This is a genomic window from Geodermatophilus sp. SYSU D00663, assembly GCF_054050655.1.
This window is the reverse complement of the sequence record NZ_JBJGZT010000007.1, coordinates 77,121-101,006: the sequence shown is the minus strand read 5'-3', so window position 1 is coordinate 101,006 and position 23,886 is coordinate 77,121. Positions and strand designations below refer to the sequence as shown.

Sequence of the window (23,886 nt, the reverse complement as noted above, 5' to 3'; positions counted from 1 at the left end):
ACGCGTCGGTCCGCTCCGGCCGGGCGTCAGTCCGCCGCGCCGCGCCAGCGCAGCACCTCCAGCGCCGCGGCCACGCCGAGGACGTTCTCGGCCAGCGGCCGGGGCAGCAGCTCGTCGGCGCGGGCCAGCCGGCGCAGCACGGTGTTGCGGTGGGTGTACAGCCGCTCGGCGGTGCGGGAGGCGTTGCCGAGCTCCCGCACGTAGGTCAGCACCGCCTCGCGGGTGTCGGGGTCGGCGGTGGCCAGCCGGCCCAGGGTGCCGGCGAGGAACTCCTCGAGCTGGGTCGGCTCGGTGGTCAGCAGCGCCACCAGCTGCACGTCCTCGTAGCGGGCCACCTGCTGCGGGGAGGTCAGCCGCGCCAGCATCCGCTGCGCCGTCGCGGCGTCCAGGTGGCTGCGGCGGAAGCCGTCGACGTCGCGGCCCGGCCGGCCCACCGCCACCCGGACGTCGGGGTGCGCGGCCAGCGGCCCGGCCAGCTCCGCCGCCCGCGGCGCGGTGCCCACCGGCAGCCACACCCACAGCGCGGCCGCGCTGGCGACGACGGTCAGCCGCCGGGTCGCGCCGGCCGCCCGCATGACCGCCTCCGCGGCGGCCTCCAGCTGGCCGGGCGCCGCGCTGCCGGACCCGGTCCACACGACGGCGGCGGTGTGCGGACCGGTCAGCCCGTAGCCGAGCTGCGCCTCCGCGCGGGCCCGGCCGATCGGCGCGCCCTCCAGCAGCAGCGTGACCGTGGCCCGGCGCTCGGCGTGCGCGCCGCGGGTGAGCTCGGCCCGCTCGGCGGCCATCCGCTCGGACAGCGCCGCGACCGTGTCGTCGATGAACGTGGTGATCGACAGCGCCGACACGTCGAGCAGCTCGCGCAGCTCGGCCGGGTCGCCGGTCAGCTCGAAGCAGATCTCCATCCACCGCCGCCAGGCCACGCCCTGCGCCGTCCGGTAGGCGTCCAGCCCGCTCTGGTCCAGCCCGCGCCGGACCAGGTCGCGGGCGGCGTCCAGCACCTCCCCGCCGGTGTTGGCCGGCACCCGCCGGCCCGGGTGCTGCACGTTGGCCGCCGCCCAGTGCAGCAGGTTGGCCAGGTTGGCCCGCCGGGTGGCGGCGGCGAGCACGGGGTCCTCGGCGACGGGGCGCATCCGCTCGGTGCCCAGCGACGCCCGGTGCAGCTCCTCGATCCAGTCGGCGCGGGGGTCGAGGGCCACCTCCGCGCCCCGGCGGAACAGCTCCCGGATCCGAGGAGAGACGGCCGGCCAGTCGACGCCCTCTGCTGCAGTCTGCACCACGTAAGTATCGGGATGGTGCAGTTCGTCATTGCACCGGGTGACCGGGACCACGCAGTCTCGTAGGCCGCTGCACCCGTGTCCCGAGGACGGAGCACCGCATTGACCACCACGCAGACGCCGGTCGAGCACCTCGATGTGCTGATCGTCGGCGCCGGGATCTCCGGCATCGGCGCCGGCCGGTACCTGACCACCGAGCTGCCGCAGAAGAGCTTCGCGATCCTCGAGGCGCGCGGCGCCTCCGGCGGCACGTGGGACCTGTTCCGCTACCCCGGCATCCGCTCGGACTCCGACCTGTCGACCTTCGGCTACGAGTTCAAGCCGTGGCGGGACCGCCAGTCGATCGCCGACGCGCCGAAGATCCTGGCCTACCTGCGCGAGACCGCCACCGAGAACGGCCTCGACGAGAGGATCCGCTATCACCACCGGGTGCTGGCGGTGGCGTGGTCCAGCGAGGACGCCCGCTGGACGGTCGACGTCGAGCGCACCGACACCGGCGAGCGGCTGCAGCTCACCGCCGGCTGGGTGTTCTGCGCCGGCGGCTACTACCGCTACGACGAGGGCTTCACCCCCGTCTTCGAGGGCCGCGACCGCTTCCGCGGCGAGATCGTCCACCCGCAGTCCTGGCCCGAGGACCTCGACCTCGCCGGCAAGCGGGTCGTCGTCGTCGGCTCCGGTGCCACCGCCGTGACGATCGTGCCGGCCGTCGCCGGCACCGCCGCGTCGGTGACGATGCTGCAGCGCACCCCCACCTACGTGCTGCCGGTGCCCCGCGAGGACAAGGTCGCCGCGCTGCTGCGGAAGTGGTTCGGCGACGAGCGCGGCTACGCGCTGACCCGCCGCAAGAACATCGCCCAGCAGCGGGCGATCTGGAGCTTCTGCCAGAAGCACCCGAAGGCCGCCCGCAGGGTCATCCGCTGGGTCAACACCAAGCAGCTGCCCGAGGGCTTCGACGTCGACACGCACTTCAACCCGCCGTACGACCCGTGGGACCAGCGGCTGTGCGCCGTCCCGAACGGCGACCTGTTCCGCGCCATCCGCGAGGGGAAGGCCGACGTCGTCACCGACCGGATCGTCACCTTCGACGAGACCGGCATCCGGCTCGCCTCCGGGCGGCACCTGGACGCCGACGTGATCGTGACCGCGACCGGGCTGAACGTGCAGGCCTTCGGCGGCGTCGCGATCACCGTCGACGGCGCGCCGGTGACCCTGTCGGAGACGGTCTCCTACAAGGGCATGATGCTGTCCGGGGTGCCGAACCTCGCCTACGCGATCGGCTACACCAACTCGTCCTGGACGCTGAAGGTCGGCCTGCTCTGCGAGCACTTCGTCCGGCTGCTCAGGCACATGGACGAGCGCGGCCTGGACACCGCGCGGCCGGTGCTCGCCGACCCGGACATGCCCACCCGGCCCTTCCTCGACTTCGCCGCCGGCTACATCCAGCGCGCCGTCGGCCGGCTGCCGCGGCAGGGCGACCGGATGCCGTGGCTGACCTCGATGGACTACCACTCCGACGTCAAGCTGCTCCGGGCCGACAGCGTCGTCGACCCCGAGCTCCGGCTCACCCGGGCGGCCGACCGCGTGACCGCCGCGGCGGTGCCCGCGTGACCGCGGCCGAGGCGCCGGCCCGCGTCGCGGCGGAGGACCGCTTCGCCGACCTGCCGGCCGGCCCGCGGATCTGCCACCGCGTCGACGGCCCGGACGACGGCGAGCCGCTGGTGCTCGTCGCGGGCCTCGGGCTGGACCTCACCTCGTGGCCGCAGCGGATGGTCGACGGGTTCACCGGCCGCGGCTTCCGCGTGGTGCGGATGGACAACCGCGACGCCGGCCGGTCGGGCCGGATCGCCACCCCGCCGCCGGGCCGCGCGCGGCAGCTGCTGGCCCGGCCCCGGCCGGACGCCTACGACCTCACCGACATGGCCGCCGACACCGTCGGCCTGCTCGACGCCCTCGGCCTGGGCCGGGTGCACCTGGTCGGCATGTCGATGGGCGGGATGATCGCGCAGGTCGTCGCGGCCCGGCACCCGCACCGGGTGGCCAGCCTGACCTCGATCTTCTCCACCACCGGGTCGCGCCGGGTCGGGCAGCCGGCCCGCTCCACGATCCTGCGGCTGGCGCGGGCCGCGCCGCGCACCGTCGAGGAGTCGGTCGAGCGGCACCTGGCGATGCTGGGCCACATCGGCGGCCCCGGCTTCCCGCCCGACGACGACCTCGAGCGCGCCTGGGCGGCCGCGGTGTGGGAGCGCGGCGGCGGCGACCGGTCGCGGGAGGTGGCCCGCCAGATCGGCGCCATCCAGGCCTCCGGCGACCGCACCGCCGACCTCGCGCGGATCACCGCGCCCACGCTGGTCGTCCACGGCGACGTCGACCGGATGGTCCACCCCAGCGGCGGGCGCGCCACCGCCGAGGCGATCGCCGGTGCCCGGCACGTCGAGATCCCCGGCATGGGCCACCACCTCGCGCCCGGCGTCGTCGACCGGCTCGTCGAGCTCACCACCGACCTCGCCCGCGGAGCGGGCCGCGACGACACCGCCCGGTCCGCGGGCGCCGACCTCCCAGGGGGGAACCGATGAGCAGCGTGCGCGGCAAGGTCGCCGTCGTCACCGGCGCCGGGTCCGGCATCGGCCGGCAGCTGGCCTTCGAGCTGGCGAAGCGGGGGGCGCGGCTGGCGCTGTCCGACGTCGACGAGCTGGGCCTGGGCCAGACCGCCGACCGGGCGAAGGCGCTGGGCGCGGAGGTGCACACCGCCCGCCTGGACGTCAGCGACCGGGCGGCCGTCGTCGCGTACGCCGACGCGGTCGCGGCCCACTTCGGCGTGGTGCACCAGGTCTACAACAACGCCGGGATCTCCGGCGGCGGCCGCTCGGTGCTCGACACCGACTGGGAGACCTACGACCGCACGCTCGGGGTCAACCTGCACGGCGTCATCAACGGCACCAAGGCGTTCCTGCCGCACCTGATCGCCTCCGGCGACGGGCACGTGGTCAACGTGTCCAGCCTCAACGGGTTCATGGCCCAGCCGACGCTGTCGGCGTACTGCGCGAGCAAGTTCGCCGTTCGCGGCTTCACCGAGGTGCTGCGCACCGAGATGATCGCCGGCGGCCACCCGGTGCGGGTCACCGTCGTCCACCCGGGCGGGGTGAGGACCAACATCGCGTCGGCGACGGTGGCCGAGGCCCGGGCGCAGGGCCTCGAGCTCTCCCCCGCGGAGCTGGCCCGCAACCGCGTCTACAACGAGAAGCTGCTGACGATGCCCGCCGAGCAGGCGGCGCGGATCGTCGTCGACGGCGTCGAGGCCGGGAAGCCGCGCGTGCGGGTCGGCAAGGACGCCGTCCTGGTCGACCGGCTGGTCCGGCTGCTGCCGGCCCGCTACCCGGTGCTGTCGGCCTGGTACGACCGCAAGCTGTTCGGCCGCGCCTGAGGCCCGGGGCCCCGGCCGCCGCCCGGCGGCCGGGGCTCAGGCCCGGTGCAGCCCCGCCGGCTGCGGGGCCAGGCGCCAGCCCGCCGCCCCGGTGAGCGCGATCGCGGCCGCGACGGCGACGTAGAGCCAGGCGGCCGGCCCGTCCCACACGACGTCGCCGCGGTGCAGCAGGACGACCACGAGCTCCAGGACGCCGAACACCGTGTAGGCGATCGCCGCGGTGCGCAGCCGCTCGAGGTCCCCGGCCAGCGCCGCCAGGGCGGTGGCGACGCCGAAGGCGACCAGCCAGGCCCCCACCACCCGGGCGGTCAGCGGGGTCAGCGGCCAGGGCCACAGCGTCGTCGCCGACGACGGCGCGATCGAGATCGCGGCGCCCACGGCCAGCAGGACCAGCGACTCCACCGCCAGCGCCGTCCGCAGGACGACCGGCACCGGCCGGGTCCGCGGCGGGTCGGTGCCCGGCGCCCGCTCCTGGACCGGCAGGACGACGAGCATCGCCAGCGGGATGACGACGTAGACGGCGGTCCAGAACCAGGCGGCCCCGCGGGCGAGCAGCGGCGCCGCCGCGAACTCGTCCTGGAAGTGGAACCGGTCGACGTGCACCAGCGTGGCGACCAGCGTGAGCACGGTGAACACCAGGATGGTGAGCACCGGCACCCGGCTGTGCGCCCACACCGGGTCGCGCAGCGACAGGACCACGAGGGTGAAACCGGCCGCGTAGCCCGCGCCGAGGAAGGCCGCGGTCGCCGGCGGCTGGATCGTCCAGGCGAAGCTCTCGCTCGTCCGCGTCGACAGGACGAACAGCGCGACGAAGCCGAGCGCGGTGAGGACGCTGAAGGCGAGCAACAGCGCCCGCATGGCCGGCAGCAGCTCGCGCCGCCCGGTCGCGGGCCGCACGGCCGTGGGGACAGGGTCCACCGCGGACCTCCGTGGTTCCTCCGCCCCCGTGCGGGCCCATTGGAGCACCGGCGCCGGGGACTGTCACCGGACTTCCGTCCCCGCCCGGTACCGCCCTCGGGACCTACGCCTCTACGGCACGGCGGCCCGTCCTGCGGATGCTCGACCCGGCAGTGCTCGACGCGTGCAGCGAGGCGGGTTCCCATGACCCCACCGCTCCCCGCTCCCCCGGGCGGCCGGGCGTGACCGCCGGGGTGGCGCTCTCGGCCGAGACCCGGCTCGCGCGCCTGCTCGAGCGGCTGCTCACCGCCGCCGAGGCGTCGCTGGCCGCCGGGGACCTGGAGCCCGCGCGGACCACGGCCGAGGAGGTCCGCGCCGTCGACCCGGACAACCGGCGCGCCGCGCTCGTCCTGCAGCGGGTGGCGAGCCGCCAGGTCGGCCCGGCCGGCGAGCGGGCCCTCATGACCCTGCTGTTCTCCGACCTGGTCGGGTCCACGCTGCTGTCCGAGCAGGTGGAGCCCGAGCAGCTGCGGGACCTGTTCGCCTTCTACCGGGCGGCCGCCCGCGAGGCCGTCGACCGGTACGGCGGCACCCTCATGCACTACTCCGGCGACGGCATCCTCGCCGGCTTCGGCCACCCGGTCCCGCACGAGGACGACGCCCGGCGGGCGGTGCTCGCGGGCCTGGACCTGGTGGTGGCGCTGCACGACGCCCGGGAGCGGCTGACCGACCGGTTCGGCGTGGCCCTGGACGTCCGGGTCGGGATCCACACCGGCCGGGTGGTGGTCACCGACCTGGTCGACGACGGCGCCGTCGCCGAGCGGGACTCCGTCGTCGGCCTGGTGCCCAACCTCGCCGCGCGGGTGCAGCAGACCGCCGACCCGGGCACGGTGGTGATCAGCGACGTCACCCAGCAGCTGGTCGACGCCGACTTCTACCTGCAGTCGCTGGGCGAGCGCGCGCTCAAGGGGATCAGCCGGCCGGTCGAGGTGTTCCGCGTCGACCGGCCCCGCTACGCCGCGGCCCGCTTCCAGTCCGAGCGGTACCGCAAGGGCGGCCTCGTCGGGCGGGACGAGCCCCGCGCCCGCCTGCTGGGGGCGTGGGACGCCGTGCGGCGGGGCGACACCGGCGCCGCGTTCCTCGTCGTCGGCGAGCCGGGCATCGGCAAGTCGCGGCTGGCGGCGGAGGTCCTCGACCGGGTGGAGGCCAGCGGCGGCCGGGTGGTCGGCGCCGCCTGCCTGCCCTACCACGCCAACGTCTCGCTCTGGCCGATCGCGCGGATGATCGAGCGCCTGGTGAGCCGGGCGGGCGAGGGCGGGGACCGGCTGCGCCCGCTGGTCACCCACCTGGAGTCCCTCGGGCTGGACCCGGCGGTCGTCGTCCCGCTGATCGGCCCGCTGGCCGGGCTGCCCCCGACGCCGGAGTTCCCGGCACCCGAGCTGGACCCGGGCGCCCTCCTCGACGAGACCCTCGACCGGCTCGTCGAGTGGATGGCCGCGGCCGCCGTCCGGCGGCCGCACCTGCTCGTGGCCGAGGACCTGCACTGGGCCGACCCCTCCACCGTCGACCTGCTGGGCCGCGTCGCCGCGCGCCGCCCGCCCGGCCTGCTGCTGCTCGCCACCAGCCGCGACGAGACCGCGGTCCCGTGGCGGGGCGCGGCCCGCGTGGTCCCGCTCGGGCGGCTCGACGACCGGGCCGCCGACCGGCTGGTCGGCAACCTCACGGCCGGCCGCGACCTCGACGACGCGGTGCGGTCGGCCATCGTCGAGCACGCCGAGGGGATCCCGCTGTTCGTCGAGGAGCTGACCCGCTCCGGCCTCGAGGCGCGGCGCGCCGAGCCGATCCCGCTGCGGCTGCAGGAGCTGCTGACCTGGCGGCTCAAGGCGCCCGGGGTCGACCTGCGGGTGGTCCAGACCGCCGCCACGATCGGGCCCACCTTCGACCCGGCGACCGTCGCCGCGGCGGTCGGCGACCCGGACGCCGTGGACGAACAGGTGCGCGTGCTCTCGGACCTCGGCGTCATCGAGCGGGCGGGGCTGGCGACGGGCGCCTACCGGTTCCGGCACGCGCTCATGCGCGACGCCGCCTACGAGACCCAGGTGCTCGACGTGCGCCGCCGCACCCACGCCGCCGTGGCCGAGGCGCTGGCGGCGCAGGGGGCCGAGCCGGCGCTGGTGGCGCAGCACCTGGACCTGGCCGGTGCGGCGATGCCCGCCGCCGGCCGCTACGTCGAGGCCGCGCAGGCCGAGCAGGCCCAGGGCGCCCACGCCGAGGCGATGCGGCTGCTCACCCGGGAGCTGGAGCTCGTGGCGCCCCTGCCTCCGTCCGAGGAGCGCGACCTGGCCGAGCTGGGCGCCCGGATGCTGCGCGGCCTGTCCAGGAGCGCGATGCGGGGCTATGCGGATCCCGAGGTGGAGGCCGACTACCGGCGGGCCCAGGAGCTCGCCACCCGGCTCGGGCGCCCGGAGGCGCTGCCCGCGCTGATCGCGTTGTGGGCGTACTGGCTCACCAGCGGCCGGCTGACCACCGGTCGCGGCGTGCTCGACCAGCTCGCCGCCATGGTCCGCGAGCCCGCGTTCGCGGCCTTCGGGCCGGAGCTGGACGCGGTCACCGGCGTCCACGAGTTCTACCGGGGGCACCTGGTCACGGCCCAGGAGCACCTGGAGCGGGCGCTGGCCGGCTTCGCCGCCCGGCCCGCCGGGGGACCGGTCTCCCCGATCTGGCCGCTGCCCAACGACCCGGTCTCCGGCGTGGCCGCCGCCCTCGCCGCCGTGCTCACCGCGCGCGGCGAGGTGGCCGAGGGCGAGCGCGTGCAGCAGCAGGCCCTCCGGGGGGCCGAGGCGCTCGGTCCTCCGCACGGTCCGTACAGCCGCGCCTTCGCCCGGGTGGCCTGGGGCGCCTGGGTCCGTCGTCTGCTCGGCGACGACGGGGAGGCCCGGCGCCTGGGTCAGGAGGCCGTCGCCATCGGCCGGGAACACGGTTACGCCCTGTGGACGGCGCTCGGCTCGGCCTGGGCGGCCACCGGCACCCCCGGCGGCGCACCGGACCGGGAATTCCTCGAGGAGTCCCTCGCGGCCCTGGCGCTCATCGGCCAGCGGGCCTTCGCCGCCTGCCACCTGGCCCTCCTCGCCCGGCTGGACGAGGAGGCCGGCGAGCCGGACCGGGCCGACGAGCACCTGGCCGCGGCGTTCGCCGCGGCCCGGGACAGCGGCGAGGACCTCCACCTGCCCGAGCTGTTCCGTCAGCGCGCGCACGCCACGCTGGCCCGCGCCGGGGACCCCGCCGACGCCGCGGCCGACCTGACCGAGGCGCTGTGGATCGCGACGGCGCAGGGTGCCCGGCTGTCCCGGCTGCGCGCCGCCCTCGACCTCGCCCGGCTGCCCGCGGACGTCCGGCCGCAGGACTGGCGCACCTTCGTCGCGGAGGCGCGCGCGGACCTGCCGGCCACGACGGCGACCCCCGAGACGGCCGCGGCCGACGAGCTGCTGGCCGGCTGACCGGCGCTCAGCGGCGGCGCGGCAGCACCACCCGCGCCCGGGTCACGCCGTCCTCGGAGGTCAGCGTCAGCCGGCCGCGGTGCTTCTGGGCGACCACCGCCAGCGACGTCGCCAGGCCCAGCCCCGTGCCCTGGCCGACCGGCTTGGTGGTGAAGAACGGGTCGAAGGCGCGCGCGAGCACCTCCGGCGGCACCGGCGGCCCGGTGTCCTCCACGTCGACCACCACGGCGTCGTCCTCCCCGCGGGTCCGCACCGTGACCGTGCCGTCCGGGTCCACCGCGGCGAGCGCGTTGTCGAGCAGGTTGGTCCACACCAGCGCCAGGTCCGCGGCCCAGCCCTGCACCGTCTGGGGCCGCGGGTCGAGGTCCACGACCACCCGGACGCCGGGGGGCACCTTGTGGCGCAGCAGCACCAGCGACTGCTGCAGGCTCGCGTGCACGTCGACGTCGGCCAGCGACTGGTCGGAGGAGTAGGCCAGCGGGCGCACCCCGGAGACGATCCGGGACAGCTGGTCGGCGCCGGCCGCGACCTCCTCCAGCAGGGCGGCGACCTCGGCCGAGCGGGCCAGTCCGCGCACCGCCCGGCCGCGCCCGGCGGCCGGCAGCGCGGCCAGCGCGGCGGCCAGGCCCGCCGGGTCGACGCCCAGCCGCACCAGGTCGGGGGCGACCGCCCAGCCGCGGTCGACGCCCGCCGCGGCGAGGACGTCGGCGAGCGCCCGCTCGGCGTCCCCGCGCGCCAGCGGGTCGTCCGGGACGGGCACCGCACCGGCGAGCGCGCGCAGCGGGGCGTCGGGGTCGTCGTCGCCGGACAGCAGGGTCCGCAGCCGGGCGACGCCGCGCTGGACGGCGGCCGCCGGGTTGTTGAGCTCGTGCAGCAGGCCCGCGGACAGGGCGCCGAGCGCGGCCATCCGCTCGTGCTGGCGGACCAGGCCCTCCTCGCGGTCCAGCCGCCGGGTGGCGGCCAGCAGCATCGCCCGGGCCGACGCCGGGTGGGTGAGCAGCCGGTCCAGCGCGTCGGCGCCGATCCGCTGGACGCGGCTGGGCGTCCGCGCCCGCACGGTGGCCGAGCGGGGCCGGCGGTGGGCCAGGCCCAGCTCGCCGACGAGGTCACCGGCGCCGCACACGTTGAGCAGCACCTCCGAGCCGCCCACCTCCCGGCTCACCTCGAGGTCGCCCTCCAGCACGACGTACATGGCCTCCGGCGGCGAGCCCTCCGCCATGAGCACCTCGCCGGCCGCCAGGTCGACGCCGCGGCTGGCGTCGGCCAGGGCCGCGAGGTCGTCCTCCGGGAGGTGCTCGAACAGCCGCGAGCGGCGCAGCGCCGCGGCGACGTCGGCGTCCGCGGCGTCGGGGGCCGCGGCGTCGGGGGCCGTGCGGGTCACCGGGCGCCCAGCCGCTGGTGGGCGAAGCGGACCGCCATCGCGCCCTCCCCCACGGCCGCGGCGATCCGGTTGCCCGACCCGTGCCGCACGTCGCCGGCGGCGAACACCCCCGGCACGGACGTCTCCAGGGGCAGCGGCGGGACCTCCAGCGGCCACTCCGGCGTCGGCCCGAGGTCCACGCCGGTGAGCACGAACCCGCCGTCGTCGCGGCGGACCAGGCCGTCCAGCCACCCGGTGCGCGGTGCCTGCCCGATGAAGACGAACAGGGCGTCCGCGGCGACCTCGCGCTCCTCGGTCCCGGTCCGCAGCCGCAGGCCCTCCAGCCGCCGCGTGCCCAGCGCGCCGGCCACCTGCGTGTGGTACTCGACCGCGACCTTCTCCGAGGCGATCAGCCGGTCGACCAGGTAGCGGGACATGGAGGCGGCGAGGTCCCCGCCCCGGACCAGCAGCGTCACCGACGCGGCGAACGTGGCGAGGAACAGCGCGGCCTGCCCGGCCGAGTTGCCGGCGCCGACGACGAACACGTGGCCGCCCGCGTGGTCCACCCCCTCGGCCCGCCCGGCGCCGTAGTAGACGCCGACGCCGGTGAGCCCCGCGGCGCCCGGGACGTCGAGGGTGCGGTACTCGACGCCGGTGGCGATGATCAGCGTGCCGGCGCTGACCTCCCCGCCGTCGTCCAGGCGCACCACCGTGTACGGGTCGGCCCGGCGCACGCCCACCACCTCCGCCGGCACCAGGATCTCCGCGCCGAAGCGGACGGCCTGCTCGCGGGCCCGCAGCGTGAGGTCGGCGCCGGAGAGCCCGACCGGGAAGCCCAGGTAGTTCTCGATCCGGCTGCTCGTGCCGGCCTGCCCGCCGGGCGCGCTGCACTCCAGGACCAGCGTGGCCAGGCCCTCGGAGGCGCCGTACACCGCGGCGGCCAGCCCGGCCGGCCCGGCGCCCACCACCACGAGGTCGTAGGCCGCGCGCTCGGCCCGTGCCCGCAGCCCGATCCGCGCGCCGACCTCGTGCAGGTCCGGCTGCACGAGCACCTCGCCGTCGTCGAGCACGAGGGCCGGCAGCGACCCGGCGTCGACGCCCGCCACCTCGAGCAGCTCCCGCGCCTGCGGGTCGGCCTCGACGTCGAGCCAGCGGTAGGGCACCAGGTTGCGGGTGAGGAACTCGCGCACCGCGTGGCTGGCCTGCGACCAGCGGTCACCGACCAGGCGCAGGTTGGCCACCGGCGGGGGCCGGCGCCAGGTCTGCAGCAGGTCGTCGAGCACCGGGTAGAGCCGGTCCTCCGGCGGGTCCCAGGGCTTGAGCAGGTAGTGCTGGACGTCGGCGTCGTTGATCGCCTTGATCGCGGCGTCGGTGTCTGCGTAGGCGGTGAGCAGCACCCGCCGGGCGTCCGGGTACAGCCGCCGGCTGGCGGCCAGCAGCTCGACGCCGCTCATCCCGGGCATCCGCTGGTCGACCAGCAGCAGCGCCACCGGCTCCTCGCGCAGCCGCAGCCGGCGCAGCAGGTCCAGCGCCTGGTCCCCGGAGGACGCCGTGTACACCTGGTACTGCTCGCCGTAGCGCTCCCGCAGGTCGCGCTCGACGGCGGCCAGCACCGGGCCGTCGTCGTCGACGGCGAGCAGCGCGGGCCGGCTCACGGCTCGTCCCGCGGGGCCGGGGTGCGCGCGCGGCGGCTGGGGACCGGGCCGGACGGTGCGTCCACGGGCCCACCTCCCGGTGGAGTGGCTGGCGGCCGTTGGGCGCGGAGTCTAGGGCGACCGGCGGTGACCGACCAGCGCCGCGGCCGTCCGGTCAGGTCACCGTGAACGTGCCGTGCATGCTCGGGTGCGGATCGCACAGGTAGCGGTACTCGCCCGGCCGGAGGTCGACCACCCAGGTGGTCTCGCCGGTCTCGAGGACGCTCGTCTTCTCGTCGACCGCGCCGTCCCCGCCACCGAGGTGGAAGCCGTGGACGTCGCTGTGGTCGGTGACGACGACGTTGTACTGCCCGGCGGGCAGCTCGGTCACCGGCGCGCCGTCCTCGTCGACCAGGGCGATCTCGAAGGCGTCCGGCGAGTCCTCGGTCCCGACGCTGCCCTGCAGCGTCGGTGCGCCGGCGACCGTGCGGTCCGCCGCCTCCACGTCGCCCTCCCCGGAGCCGCCGCAGGCGGCTGCCAGGAGGAGCACGGTCAGGGGAACTGCGACTGGAGCCCTCATCGCCATCACCCGGCACTGCACTCCGGCACCGGGGCGGTCCTGCATCCCGACGTGGTGCCGGTGCGGGAAACGGTAGTACGCCCGCGCCCGTCCGAGGGACGTCGCCGTCCGGTCCCCGCGCGCGCCCGGCGGGCCAGACTGTGGCCCGCCGTGAGCCCTGCCCCGACGTGCGGAGGAGCCAGCGATGCCCGGTCCCGGAACACCCCGGACGGGCGGCCCGTCGGCGCCGGTGGCGGAGGCGCCTCCCCCGGGGCCGGCCGCCGGGCCGCCCGCCGTCCGGGGCGCGGACCCCTCCGAGGAGGAGGTCACCGGCTACGAGCGGTCCCCCAGCGACGTGCTGCGCACCGCCGTCCTGACGACGGTCACGCTGCTGCTGGGCCTGGTCGCGGCGTGGTCGCGCGAGGCGGCGGCCGCGCTCGACGCCGACCTGGTGGCGCGGCTGACCTCGGCCGCCCCGGCCCTGGAGCGTTCCCTGACCGGGGCGGTGACCGTGCTCGTGGCGGTCTCGCTGGCCGCGGCGGCGACCGCCCCGCTGCTGCTCCGCCGTCCCCGGCTGTTCGGCTACCTGCTCACCGGCGCCGCCGCCGCGGTCCTCCTGACCCGCGCGGCGGCGGAGGCCCTGGGCGGGGAGCCGGGGGACCTGCGCGGCGCGCTCGGCGTGCACGGGCCGGCGGTGACCGCGGCGTCGTTCGTGGTGCTGGCGCCGTTCGTGTCCCGGCGGTGGCGGCGGGCCGGGGCCCTGGTCCTCGCGCTCACCGTCCTGCTGCAGCTGCTCGGGCCCCGCGCGTTCCCGGCCACCCTCGCCGTGTCGCTGGTGCTCGGCGCCGCGGTCGGCTCCGCGACCCTGCTGGCCTTCGGCCGGCCCGTCGCCCGGCCGACGCGGGGCGCCGTGGCCGCGGCCCTGGCCGGCAGCGGGCTGGACCCGGTGGAGGTGGCACCGGCGGTGGTCGACGCCCGCGGCTCGGTGCCCTGGACCGCCCGGTTGCGCGACGGGGACCGCGTGTTCGCCAAGGTGATGGGTGCGGAGAACCGGGCGGCGGACCTGCTGTTCCGCGCCTACCGGTTCCTCCGGCTGAAGGACGTCGGCGACGAGCGCCCGTTCTCCTCGCTGCGCCGCACCGTGGAGCACGAGGCGATGGTGTCGCTGCTGGTCCGCGACGCCGGCGGCCGGACCCCCCGCCTCCGCACGATCGCCCCCGTCGGCCGCGACTCGTGGCTGCTGTCCTACGACCTCGTCGACGGCGCGACCCTGGACCGGGTGCCCGACGCGGCCGTGACCGAGCGGGTGCTGCGCGGCATCTGGGAGCAGGTGGCCGTGCTGCGCCGGCACGGGGTGGCCCACCGCGACCTGCGCCGGGCCAACGTGCTGCTCGACCCGTCGGGCACGCCGTGGCTGATCGACTGGGGCTTCAGCGAGGTCGCCGCGGACCCCGCGCTGCTCGACGCGGACGTGGCCCAGCTGCTCGTCGCCCTCACGCTGCAGGCCGGGGTGGGACCGGCCGTGGACACCGCGGTCGCCGTGCTGGGGCCCGACGCGGTGGCCGCGGCGCTGCCCCGGCTGCAACCGGACTCGCTCAGCGGCGCCACGCGCGACGCGCTCCGGCGCGACCGGCACCTGGCGGGCCGGCTGCGCGCCGCGGTCAGCGAGCGGTGCGGCGTCCCGGAGCCCCCGCTGGCGGACCTGGAGCGCGTCCGGCCCCGGACGCTGCTCGTCGTCGGCGTGCTCGCCCTCGCCACCTACCTGCTCGTCCCCCAGCTCGGCGACGTCGCCGGGATGGCCGAGCGCGTGCGGGACGCCGACTGGGCGTGGGTGCCGCCGGTCCTGGTGGCCTCGCTGCTGACCTACGTGGGCGCCGCGGCGAGCCTCGCGGGGGCGGTGGCCGTGCGGCTGCGGCCGGTGCCGACCTTCGTCGCCCAGCTGGCCTCCTCGTTCGCCGGCCGGCTGGTGCCCGCCGGGCTGGGCGGGATGGCGCTGAACGTGCGCTACCTGCAGCGGTGCGGCCTCGACGTCGCGGTCGCCACGTCCGGCGTCGGGCTCAGCTACGCGGCCGGGACCGTCGTCCACGTGGTGCTGCTGCTGGTGTTCGGGATCTGGGCCGGCCGGTCGCTGCCCGACCTGGCCCGGCCGGTGGAGTCACCGGCCCTCGTGTGGGGCGCCCTCGCGGTGCTCGCCGTCACCCTCGCCGCCGCGGCGGTCCCGGCCGTGCGGCGGTTCGCGGCCGTGCGGCTGGTGCCGCCGCTGCGCCGCTCGGCCCACGGCCTGGCCGGCGCGCTGCGCAGTCCCGGCCGGGTGGTGCTGCTGCTGGGCGGTTCGGCGCTGACCACGCTCGGCTACCTGTCCTGCCTCTACCTGTCCACGCGGGCGCTGGGCGGCGACGTCGGCCCGGTCGCCGTGGGCGCGGTCTACCTCCTCGGCGCCGCGGTCGCCGCGGCCGCGCCGACGCCCGGCGGTCTGGGCGCGCTCGAGGCCGCCCTGATCGCCGGGCTGGTCGGCGTCGGGATGGACCACACGGTCGCCGTCCCCGCCGTGTTCCTCTACCGGATCGCCACCTTCTGGCTGCCGGTCCTGCCCGGCTGGGCGGCCTTCGCCTGGCTCCGCCGGGAGCACTACGTGTAGCCCTCAGAGGCCGAGCGCGCCCGAGGCGGGGTCGGCCCAGCGGCTGGAGTCGTCGTAGGTGCGGACGACGAGCGACCGCCACCGGCCGGTGCGGCTGATCTCCTTCTCCGGCACGCCGCGGGCGTAGGCCGTGGTGGCGAAGCCGCGGCGCAGCGAGTGCGGGGACAGGCCCTCGGTGGGGACGCCGGCCCGCTCGGCGGCGCGCTCCAGGACCAGGTCGACGCTGCGGGTGGTCAGCGCGGTCGCGCCCAGCCGCGGGGCGCGGCCCTTGCCCAGCGACCGGAACAGCGGGCCGGAGGTGACGCCCCGGTCGGCCAGCGCGGCCAGCCAGGCCCGCGCGGCGCGCACCGGGCAGGTGGCCGCGCGCACGCCCGGCGCCAGGGCCAGCGTCTCCCCCGCGCCCTCCTGGTCGGTCTTGGAGAACCGGAGGAGGACGTCGAGGCCGCCGTGCCCGGCCGGGACGAGGTCCTCGACCCGCAACCCGACCAGGTCGGAGGCGCGCAGGCCGAGGGCGTACCCGAGCAGGATCAGGGCCCGGTCGCGCACGCCGGCGAGGGAGTCCGGGAGGTCCTCGACCAGCGCCCGGACGGTCGCGGTGTCCAGCGCGCGGGCCCGGCGCGGGCGGACGCCGGCGCGGGCGGCGGTGCGGCGGATGCCGCTGAGCGTGCGGCGCACCCCCTCGCTGTCGCCGGGCGCGGGGTGCCCGGCGGTGCGGGAGGCGTCGTTGAGCGCGGACAGCCGGCGGGCGACGTAGCGCGGGCTGTGCCCGGCGTCGGCCATCGCGGCGAGCCAGGCGGCGACGGTGAGCGGGTCGGCCGGCAGCGCGGACGGCAGCGACCGGCTGCGGCACCAGTCGGCCCAGGCGGCGAGGTCGCGCGCGTAGGCCGCCCGGGTGCTGCCGGCGAGGGACGCGGCGAGGTAGGTGCCGACCGCCGTCATGTCCGTCGCCGGGACGACCCCCCTCTCTCCGGGGTGGGGACCGGCCGGTACGGCCATGCCGGGCCCCTCCGTCCGCCGTCGGATTTCACTTCGCAGAGTAGGGGCTTCTCGGAAGTGACGGCATCCTCCGCCTCGTGGATCCGGATACATGGATGGGTGCCGTCCATCTATCGTCAACCCATGACGGAGGCACCCGGCGGGACGACCACCTCCACGTGCGCCTATCCGGGGTGTCCGTCACCACCGCGGCCGCGCACGCCCGGACGCAGCGGCCCCTCCCCCCGGTTCTGCGAGCGGCCCGACCACAACCCCGAGTCCGCCCGGCAGGCGCGCGCCCGGGCGGCCGGAACGGCGGCCGCCCGGCTGGCGGCCACCACCGCCGCCCTGGTCCAGGACCTGCCGCCCGAGGGCCGGGTCCGGCAGCTGGTGGGCCGCTGGGCCGACGCCACCCGGGAGGCCGCCCGGACGGCCGAGACCCAGGCCGCGCTCCTCGCCGCCGCGACCGAGGCGCTGGAGCAGTACCGCGACGAGTCGTCCGTGGAGGCCCGGCTGGCCCGCGCCTCGGCCGACGTCGACGCCGCGCACGCCGCCCGCCTCGACGCCGAGGAGCGCGCCCGCGCCGCCGAGGCGCAGCGCGCCGACGCCGAAGAGGCGCGGCAGGCGGCCGAGCGGGAGGCCGCGGCCGCCCGCGCCGACGCCGAGGACAGGATCGCCGCTGCCGAGGCGGAGGCCGCGCGCCGGGTCCGGGAGGCCGACGGGGCCCGCCGGGCCGCCGAGACCGCGCGGGAGGAGGCGGAGGCGGCGCGCGACCGGGCCGGTGGGGAACGCGACGTCGCCCGGCGGGAGGCCGCGGAGGCCGCGGACCGGCGGCGGGCGGCCGAGCGGGACGCCGCGGCGGCGCGGGAGGACGGGCGGCGTGCCCGGGCGGACGCCGCCCGCGAGCACGACGCGCTCGTGGCGGCCCGCGCGCGGTGGGACGTCACCGAACGCACGCTCACCGCGGACCTGGAGACGCGGACGCGGGAGCGCGACGAGGCGGCGGCCGCCCGGGACGAGGCGCGCGCCGCCACCGCCGCCGCCCGGGAGCAGGTCCGCGACGCCGAGCGGGACCGCGACGCCGCCCGGCGCGCCGAGCAGGACGCCCGGACCCTGGCGCGGGAGGCGGCCGACCGCGCGGCCGCGGCCGAGCAGGGCCTGCGCGAGGCGCTGACCGGGGCGGCGCGGAGCGCGGAGCGGGCGGAGGACGCCACCCGCCGCGCCGCCGAGGCCGAGGCCGCAGCGCGGCGGGCCGCGGAGCAGGTCGGCGCGCTCACCGCCGAGGTGGAGGCGCTGCGCGCCCGCCCGGCCGGCCGGCCGGGCGGGGACGCTCCGGACCAGGGACCTCGGACCGGCGCGCGGGGACCCGGCGGCGCGTAGCCTCCCGGGGCACGGAGCCGCGCGGGCGGGTGTCGCCGTCGGGAGGCCGCGCCCCGGCTCCGCTCCCCCGCCGAGCACCCGGCCCCACCCCCCGTCCCGGCGGCCTCGCCGGGCGGCGACCGAGGGACCCCGCCATGAGCGACCAGTGGCAGTACCCGGAACCCACCGTCCCCGTCCCCCGGGGGACGACCGACGTCGTCGGGCCGATCGCGGAGGAGGTCGCCGACCTCGAGGAGGACCGGCGCCGGCTGACGGACCTGGAGTACGCCGAGCTGGGCGGCGAGGGCTGAGGCCCGCGCGCCTCAGGGACGGGCGCGCAGGCCCTCGAACGCCGTCCGGACCAGCGCGTCGGCCAGCGCGTCCGGCGACAGGCTGCCGCCGGGGCGGTACCACTCGGTCAGCGAGTTGACCGTGCCGAACAGCAGCCGGCTGGTGACGGCGGGGTCGACGTCGGGGCGCACGTCGCCCTCCTCCTCCGCGGCGCGCACCAGTTCGGTGACGATCCGGTCGAACTCCCGCCGGCGCTGCAGTGCAGCCTGCTCGACCGGGGAGTTGCCGCGCACCCGCAGCAGCAGGGTGACGAACGGCAGCTCGGCGGCCAGCACCCGCACCGACCCGCGGACGACGTGCTCCAGCCGGTCGATCGCCCGGCCGGTGCGCGCGCCGGGCTCCCGGGTGACGGCGAACAGCGCGTCCAGCGCCCGGTCCAGCGCCAGCCGCAGCAGCTCGACCTTGCCGGGCACGTGGTGGTAGATCGCCGACTTGGTGACGCCGAGCCGGCCGGCCAGCTCGTCCATGCTGGTGGCGTCGTAGCCACGCTCGTTGAACACCGCGACGGCGACGTCCAGCAGCGAGTCCAGCGAGTGCCCGGGGCGCCCTCGGCGGGCCCTCGCGACTTCCGTCACGGACGGTCGCGGTTGTCGGTCATGCGCTGCAGTTTGCCCATCGAGCGCGGCAGCGTCTCCGGGTCGACGACGAGGACCTCGACGGTGCAGCCCACGGTGTCCTTGACGCCGGTCGCCACCTCCGCGGCCGCGGGCTCCCGGCGCTCCGGCGGGCAGTCCGGGCGCGCCTCGACGCGGCAGACCAGGTGGTCCATCCGGCCGCGGGTGACCAGCTCGAGGGCGAAGTGCGGCGACAGGCCCGGCGTCCGCAGCACGACCTCCTCGATCTGCGTGGGGAACAGGTTCACGCCGCGCAGGATGATCATGTCGTCGGTGCGGCCGGTGACCTTCTGCATCCGCCGCACGCCCGGCCGCGCCGTCCCGGGCAGCAGCCGGGTGAGGTCGCGGGTGCGGTAGCGGACGACGGGCATGGCCTCCTTGGTGAGCGAGGTGAACACCAGCTCGCCCTCCTCGCCCTCGGGCAGCACCTCGCCGGTGACCGGGTCGATGACCTCCGGGTAGAAGTGGTCCTCCCAGACGTGCAGGCCGTCCTTGGTCTCCACGCACTCCTGGGCGACGCCGGGGCCCATCACCTCGGACAGCCCGTAGATGTCGACGGCGTGGATGCCGGCGCGCTCCTCCATCTCGCGGCGCATCTGCTCGGTCCACGGCTCGGCGCCGAAGACGCCGATCTCCAGGCTCGAGGCCCGCGGGTCCAGCCCCTGCTTCTCGAACTCGTCGAGCACGGTGAGCATGTAGCTCGGGGTCACCATGATCACCCGGGGCGCGAAGTCGGTGATCAGCTGCACCTGGCGCGGCGTCATGCCGCCGGAGACGGGGACGACGGTGCAGCCCAGCGCCTCGGCGCCGTGGTGGGCGCCGAGGCCGCCGGTGAACAGGCCGTAGCCGTAGGCGTTGTGCAGCACGTCGCCGGGCCGGCCGCCGGCGGCGCGGATGGAGCGGGCCATGACCGCGGCCCAGGTCGCGAGGTCGCGCTCGGTGTAGCCGACGACGGTCGGCTTGCCGGTGGTGCCCGACGAGGCGTGCACGCGGCGCACCTGCTCGCGCGGGACGGCGAACATGCCGAACGGGTAGTTCTCGCGCAGGTCGGCCTTGCTCGTCGTCGGGAAGCGGGCCAGGTCGGCCAGCTCCCGGCAGTCGTCGGGGTGCACGCCGGCGGCGTCGAAGGCGCGGCGGTAGTGCGGCACGTTGTCGTACGCGTGCCGCAGCGACCAGCGCAGCCGCTCGAGCTGCAGCGCCCGCAGCTCGTCGGCGCCCATCCGCTCGGCGGGGTCGAGGGTCGCGGGGTCGGGGGCCTCGCCCAGCCGCTGCGCCGTCGTGGTCGTCCTGGTCGCCGTCATGACCGCCGTCCTCGTCCCGCGCTTGAACTCTCCCGGTGTCCTGGGTCACACTATTCCTGACCGCTCGGTCAGTAAATGGGAGGAAGGCCATGGCCGCACCCGTCGTGGACCGCGCCGCCGTCGACGAGACCGCGCTGCAGCAGCAGTTCGACGCGACGGTCGCCGCCGACCGGCGGATCGAGCCGCGCGACTGGATGCCCGAGGGCTACCGCAGGACGCTGGTGCGCCAGATCGCCCAGCACGCGCACTCGGAGATCATCGGGATGCAGCCCGAGGGCGACTGGCTGCTCGCCGCCCCGAGCCTGCGCCGCAAGGCGATCCTGCTGGCCAAGGTGCAGGACGAGGCCGGCCACGGCATGTACCTCTACTCGGCGGCCGAGACGCTCGGCGCCGACCGCGCCGACCTCACCGACAAGCTGATCGAGCGGAAGCAGAAGTACAGCTCGATCTTCAACTACCCGACGCTCACCTACGCCGACGTCGGTGTGATCGGGTGGCTGGTCGACGGCGCGGCGATCTGCAACCAGGTGCCGCTGTGCCGCTCCTCCTACGGGCCCTACGCCCGGGCGATGATCCGCATCTGCAAGGAGGAGTCGTTCCACCAGCGGCAGGGCTACGAGCTGCTGATGACGATGATGGGCGGCACGCCCGAGCAGCGGGCGATGGTGCAGGACGCCGTCGACCGGTGGTGGTGGCCGTCGCTGATGATGTTCGGCCCGCCCGACGACGACAGCCCGAACACCGCGCAGTCGATGGCGTGGGGCATCAAGCGGCACACCAACGACGAGCTGCGCCAGCGGTTCGTGGACATGACCGTGCCGCAGGCGCAGGTCCTCGGCGTCACGCTGCCCGACCCCGACCTGGCGCTCGACGAGGAGACCGGGCACTGGCGGTACGGCCCGATCGACTGGTCGGAGCTCAAGCGGGTGATCAGCGGGGACGGGCCGATGAACGCCGTCCGGATCGCCCGCCGCCGCGCCGCCCGCGACGACAACGCGTGGGTGGTCGAGGCGGCCACCGCCTACGCACGCAAGCACAGCGGCGGGCGACCGGCCGGGGAGCACGCGTGAGCACCGACCTGACCGCCGAGGGCGGGCACGGCGCGGTCCCGACCGGGCCGGAGGTGCCGACGACGCCGGCGCCGTCGGTCAGCCGCCGCGACTGGCCGCTGTACGAGGTGTTCGTGCGCGGCAAGCGCGGCCTCAACCACGTGCACGTCGGCTCGCTGCACGCGCCCGACGACGAGATGGCCGTGCACGCCGCCCGCGACCTCTACACCCGGCGCAACGAGGGCGTGAGCATCTGGGTGGTCAGGGCCGCCGACATCACCGCGTCCAGCCCCGACGAGAGGGACCCGATGTTCGCCCCGAGCGGCGACAAGGTCTACCGCCACCCGACGTTCTACGAGATCCCGGAGGACGTCCCGCACATGTAGGAAGGACCCCCACCAGGGCGGGGGGCCGACCGCTGCGCACGAACTCAGGGAGGGGTTCCGTCGGCATGGGGCACGAGGAGACGGTGTACGACGCGTTGACCAACGCGCACGACGACGCCGGGCACTGGGCGTTCGGCACCGGGTTCGACGACCCGCTGGCCGGGGTGGACACCACCGTCCCCGACGGCGTCGACCCCGCCGACCTGGGCGCCTACTGCCTGATGCTCGGCGACGACGCGCTGGTGCTCGCCCAGCGGCTGACCCAGTGGATCACCGCGGCACCCGAGCTCGAGGAGGAGGTCGCGTTCGGCAACGTCGGCCTGGACCTGCTCGGCCAGGCCCGGCTGCTGCTGGCCCGCGCCGGGTCGGCCGGCGTCCTCGGCCGGTCCCGCGAGCGGGCCGGCGCGTCGATCCCCGACGAGGACGCGCTCGCCTACTTCCGCGACCCCGACGAGTTCCGCTGCACCGGCCTGGTCGCGGCCGGGAACGGCGACTTCGCACGGACCATGGTCCGGCTGCTCGCGGCGTCCACCGTCCGGCTGGCGGTGTTCGCCCGGCTGCGGGACTCCCGCGACCCGGTGCTCGCCGCGATCGCCGCCAAGGGCGTGCACGAGCTGACCTACCACCGCGACCACGCCGCCCGCTGGGTCCTGCGCCTCGGCGACGGCACGGCCGAGTCGCACCGCCGCGCGCAGGCCGGCGTCGACGCCGTGTGGCCGCACCTCGCGGACCTGTCCACCGCCACCGACGTCGAGACCCGGCTGGTCGCCGCCGGGGTGGCCGTCGACCCGGCCGCCGTCCGCGACGAGGTGCGCGACGTGCTCACCACCGTGCTGCAGCGGGCGACCCTGACGGTCCCGGACTGGCCGGCCGACGCGCCACCGCGCGGCCGGGTCGGCGAGCACGGCCCCGAGCTGACCGACCTGCTCGCCGGCCTCCAGGGCCTCGCCCGCCGGCACCCGGCGGCGACCTGGTGACGGGGATGGCCGCCACCGCGCACGTGGACCCCCGGGCGGTCGCCGAGACCGTGACCGACCCGGAGCTGCCCACGCTCACGCTCGCCGACCTCGGTGTGCTGCGCGACGTCCGCGTGCACGAGGACACCGTCGTCGTCGACATCACCCCGACCTACTCCGGCTGTCCCGCGATGGGCGTCATGCGCGCGGACCTGCTGCACGCCCTGCACGCCGCCGGGTTCGACGACGTCGAGGTGCGCACCGTGCTCTCCCCCGCCTGGTCCACCGACTGGATCACCGAGGAGGGCCGCCGCAAGCTCGCCGCGGCCGGCATCGCGCCACCGGGCAGGGCGCCCGAGCGCACGGCCGGGCCGATCCCGCTGCAGCTGGGCCCGACCCGCCGGACCGCGTCCTGCCCGCTGTGCGGCTCCCCCGACACCGTCGAGATCAGCGAGTTCGGCGCGACGGCGTGCAAGGCGCTGCGCCGCTGCCGGGACTGCGGCGAGCCGTTCGAGCACGTGAAGGAGGTCTGAGTGAGCGCACCGGCCCGCCGGCGTCCGCGGTTCCACCCGCTGCGGGTCGCCGGCGTCGAGCGGCTCACCGACGACGCGGTGGCGGTCACCTTCGACGTCCCCGAGGACCTGGCCGAGGACTACGCGTTCCGCCCCGGTCAGGCGCTCACCCTGCGGCGGGTCGACGGCGACCGCGACGAGCGCCGCTCCTACTCGATCTGCGCGCCGGTGGGCGCCGCTCCGCGCGTCGGCGTCCGCGAGGTGCCCGGCGGCTTCTTCTCCTCCTGGCTGGTGCACGAGGTGCGGCCCGGCGACACGATCGAGGTGCTGCCGCCGTCGGGCACGTTCACCGCCGACCTGTCGCAGCCGGCCGACCACGTGTTCGTCGTCGCCGGCTCCGGGATCACCCCGGCGTTGAGCCTGGCGAGCACCGTGCTGCGCGACGGCGAGTCCACCGTCACCGTGTTCTACGGCAACCGGCGCACGAACACGGTGATGTTCGCCGACGAGCTCGCCGACCTGAAGGACCGGTTCGGTCCCCGGCTGCAGCTGGTGCACGTGCTGTCCCGCGAGCCGCGCGACACCGAGCTCACCAGCGGCCGGCTCGACCGGGACCGGCTGCGCACGCTGGTCGGCGCCCTCGTCGACGCCCCGCACGTGGACCACTGGTGGCTGTGCGGCCCGCACGGGATGGTCAGCGACGCCCGGGCGCTGCTGGCCGAGCTCGGCGTCCCCGCCGAGAAGGTGCACCAGGAGCTGTTCTACGTCGACGACGTCCCGCCCGAGCCGGTGCGCGGCGACGAGGAGACGGTCGCGGGCCCGAGCGCCCAGGTCACCGTGGTGCTGGACGGCCGCTCGACGACGCTGGCGCTGCCCCGCGACGTCCCCGTCCTGGACTCCGCCCAGCGGGTGCGCTCGGACCTGCCGTTCGCCTGCAAGGGCGGCGTGTGCGGCACGTGCCGGGCGCGGGTGACCGACGGCGAGGTCGAGATGCGCCGCAACTACGCGCTCGAGCCCGCCGAGGTCGACGCCGGCTACGTCCTGACCTGCCAGTCGCTGCCACGGTCGGACGCCGTCACCGTCGACTTCGACGCCTGACGGCC

The 23,886-nt window shown here is 76.8% G+C and carries 20 protein-coding genes; 12 read left to right on the top strand and 8 right to left on the bottom strand.

The features are described from left to right. Nucleotides 1–26 precede the first annotated feature (26 nt). Nucleotides 27–1,274, bottom strand: a complete 1,248-nt coding sequence (locus ACI79Z_RS07355) for a PucR family transcriptional regulator (RefSeq protein ID WP_387988892.1) — start codon at nucleotides 1,272–1,274, stop codon at nucleotides 27–29. A 102-nt stretch (nucleotides 1,275–1,376) separates the two neighbouring features. Here ACI79Z_RS07355 and ACI79Z_RS07350 point away from each other — a divergent pair, with 102 nt between their 5' ends. The 3 genes from ACI79Z_RS07350 to ACI79Z_RS07340 are packed head-to-tail and all read left to right on the top strand — an operon-like array spanning nucleotide 1,377 to nucleotide 4,695. Further along, nucleotides 1,377–2,882, top strand: a complete 1,506-nt coding sequence (locus tag ACI79Z_RS07350; RefSeq protein ID WP_387988891.1) for a flavin-containing monooxygenase — start codon at nucleotides 1,377–1,379, stop codon at nucleotides 2,880–2,882. Then, nucleotides 2,879–3,847 (top strand): alpha/beta fold hydrolase, encoded by a 969-nt coding sequence (locus tag ACI79Z_RS07345; RefSeq protein ID WP_456902196.1) that lies wholly within the window; start codon nucleotides 2,879–2,881, stop codon nucleotides 3,845–3,847. Before ACI79Z_RS07350 ends, ACI79Z_RS07345 begins: the two co-directional genes overlap by 4 nt. Then, nucleotides 3,844–4,695, top strand: a complete 852-nt coding sequence (locus tag ACI79Z_RS07340) for an SDR family NAD(P)-dependent oxidoreductase (RefSeq protein ID WP_387988889.1) — start codon at nucleotides 3,844–3,846, stop codon at nucleotides 4,693–4,695. The genes ACI79Z_RS07345 and ACI79Z_RS07340 overlap by 4 nt, the downstream gene beginning before the upstream one ends. Before the next feature lie 36 nt (nucleotides 4,696–4,731). Here ACI79Z_RS07340 and ACI79Z_RS07335 read toward each other — a convergent pair whose 3' ends face one another. Next, entirely contained in the window at nucleotides 4,732–5,613 is an 882-nt protein-coding gene (locus ACI79Z_RS07335; RefSeq protein WP_387988888.1) for a hypothetical protein, read from the bottom strand. Nucleotides 5,614–5,834: 221 nt separating this feature from the next. Here ACI79Z_RS07335 and ACI79Z_RS07330 point away from each other — a divergent pair, with 221 nt between their 5' ends. Then, nucleotides 5,835–9,089, top strand: coding sequence for an ATP-binding protein (locus ACI79Z_RS07330; protein WP_456902195.1), 3,255 nt, complete (start codon nucleotides 5,835–5,837; stop codon nucleotides 9,087–9,089). A gap of 7 nt (nucleotides 9,090–9,096) precedes the next feature. On the opposite strand, the gene ACI79Z_RS07325 is transcribed toward ACI79Z_RS07330, so the two are convergent. From ACI79Z_RS07325 to ACI79Z_RS07315, 3 genes are all read right to left on the bottom strand, one after another. Beyond that, nucleotides 9,097–10,470 (bottom strand): sensor histidine kinase, encoded by a 1,374-nt coding sequence (locus tag ACI79Z_RS07325; RefSeq protein WP_456902194.1) that lies wholly within the window; start codon nucleotides 10,468–10,470, stop codon nucleotides 9,097–9,099. Further along, entirely contained in the window at nucleotides 10,467–12,104 is a 1,638-nt protein-coding gene (locus tag ACI79Z_RS07320; protein WP_387988885.1) for an FAD-dependent oxidoreductase, read from the bottom strand. Before ACI79Z_RS07320 ends, ACI79Z_RS07325 begins: the two co-directional genes overlap by 4 nt. A gap of 154 nt (nucleotides 12,105–12,258) precedes the next feature. After that, on the bottom strand, nucleotides 12,259–12,633 hold the full coding sequence (locus ACI79Z_RS07315) for a cupredoxin domain-containing protein (RefSeq protein ID WP_456902193.1): 375 nt from the start codon (nucleotides 12,631–12,633) through the stop codon (nucleotides 12,259–12,261). Between the two features lie 214 nt (nucleotides 12,634–12,847). Between ACI79Z_RS07315 and ACI79Z_RS07310 the strand changes: the two genes are divergently transcribed. Continuing rightward, a complete protein-coding gene (locus ACI79Z_RS07310; protein WP_456902192.1) occupies nucleotides 12,848–15,280 on the top strand; it encodes a lysylphosphatidylglycerol synthase domain-containing protein in 2,433 nt (810 codons plus the stop codon). 3 nt (nucleotides 15,281–15,283) lie between these two features. Here the strand turns inward: ACI79Z_RS07310 and ACI79Z_RS07305 are convergent, their stop codons facing one another. Next, nucleotides 15,284–16,219 carry a site-specific integrase gene (locus ACI79Z_RS07305; protein ID WP_456902191.1) on the bottom strand — a complete coding sequence of 312 codons (936 nt, stop codon included), beginning with the start codon at nucleotides 16,217–16,219 and terminating at the stop codon, nucleotides 15,284–15,286. A gap of 180 nt (nucleotides 16,220–16,399) precedes the next feature. Between ACI79Z_RS07305 and ACI79Z_RS07300 the strand changes: the two genes are divergently transcribed. Both ACI79Z_RS07300 and ACI79Z_RS07295 read left to right on the top strand, forming a co-directional pair. Next, on the top strand, nucleotides 16,400–17,635 hold the full coding sequence (locus ACI79Z_RS07300) for a hypothetical protein (protein ID WP_456902190.1): 1,236 nt from the start codon (nucleotides 16,400–16,402) through the stop codon (nucleotides 17,633–17,635). 134 nt (nucleotides 17,636–17,769) lie between these two features. After that, a complete protein-coding gene (locus ACI79Z_RS07295) occupies nucleotides 17,770–17,925 on the top strand; it encodes a hypothetical protein (RefSeq protein WP_387988880.1) in 156 nt (51 codons plus the stop codon). Nucleotides 17,926–17,937: 12 nt separating this feature from the next. On the opposite strand, the gene ACI79Z_RS07290 is transcribed toward ACI79Z_RS07295, so the two are convergent. After that, nucleotides 17,938–18,540, bottom strand: a complete 603-nt coding sequence (locus tag ACI79Z_RS07290) for a TetR/AcrR family transcriptional regulator (protein ID WP_456902189.1) — start codon at nucleotides 18,538–18,540, stop codon at nucleotides 17,938–17,940. Next, nucleotides 18,537–19,880: a phenylacetate--CoA ligase PaaK gene (paaK, locus tag ACI79Z_RS07285; RefSeq protein ID WP_456902188.1), complete on the bottom strand. Its 1,344-nt coding sequence runs from the start codon at nucleotides 19,878–19,880 to the stop codon at nucleotides 18,537–18,539. Before paaK ends, ACI79Z_RS07290 begins: the two co-directional genes overlap by 4 nt. An 89-nt stretch (nucleotides 19,881–19,969) precedes the next feature. On the opposite strand from paaK, the gene paaA reads away from it, so the two are divergent. The 5 genes from paaA (at nucleotide 19,970) to paaE (ending at nucleotide 23,881) form a co-directional block, all read left to right on the top strand. Continuing rightward, on the top strand, nucleotides 19,970–20,950 hold the full coding sequence (gene paaA, locus ACI79Z_RS07280) for a 1,2-phenylacetyl-CoA epoxidase subunit PaaA (protein ID WP_387988877.1): 981 nt from the start codon (nucleotides 19,970–19,972) through the stop codon (nucleotides 20,948–20,950). After that, nucleotides 20,947–21,315, top strand: a complete 369-nt coding sequence (gene paaB / locus ACI79Z_RS07275; protein ID WP_456902187.1) for a 1,2-phenylacetyl-CoA epoxidase subunit PaaB — start codon at nucleotides 20,947–20,949, stop codon at nucleotides 21,313–21,315. The genes paaA and paaB overlap by 4 nt, the downstream gene beginning before the upstream one ends. 83 nt (nucleotides 21,316–21,398) lie before the next feature. Beyond that, nucleotides 21,399–22,292: a 1,2-phenylacetyl-CoA epoxidase subunit PaaC gene (gene paaC, locus ACI79Z_RS07270; RefSeq protein WP_387988875.1), complete on the top strand. Its 894-nt coding sequence runs from the start codon at nucleotides 21,399–21,401 to the stop codon at nucleotides 22,290–22,292. A 5-nt stretch (nucleotides 22,293–22,297) separates the two neighbouring features. Then, nucleotides 22,298–22,804: a 1,2-phenylacetyl-CoA epoxidase subunit PaaD gene (paaD, locus tag ACI79Z_RS07265; protein ID WP_387988874.1), complete on the top strand. Its 507-nt coding sequence runs from the start codon at nucleotides 22,298–22,300 to the stop codon at nucleotides 22,802–22,804. Further along, on the top strand, nucleotides 22,805–23,881 hold the full coding sequence (gene paaE, locus ACI79Z_RS07260; RefSeq protein ID WP_387988873.1) for a 1,2-phenylacetyl-CoA epoxidase subunit PaaE: 1,077 nt from the start codon (nucleotides 22,805–22,807) through the stop codon (nucleotides 23,879–23,881). Nucleotides 23,882–23,886: the final 5 nt, after the last annotated feature.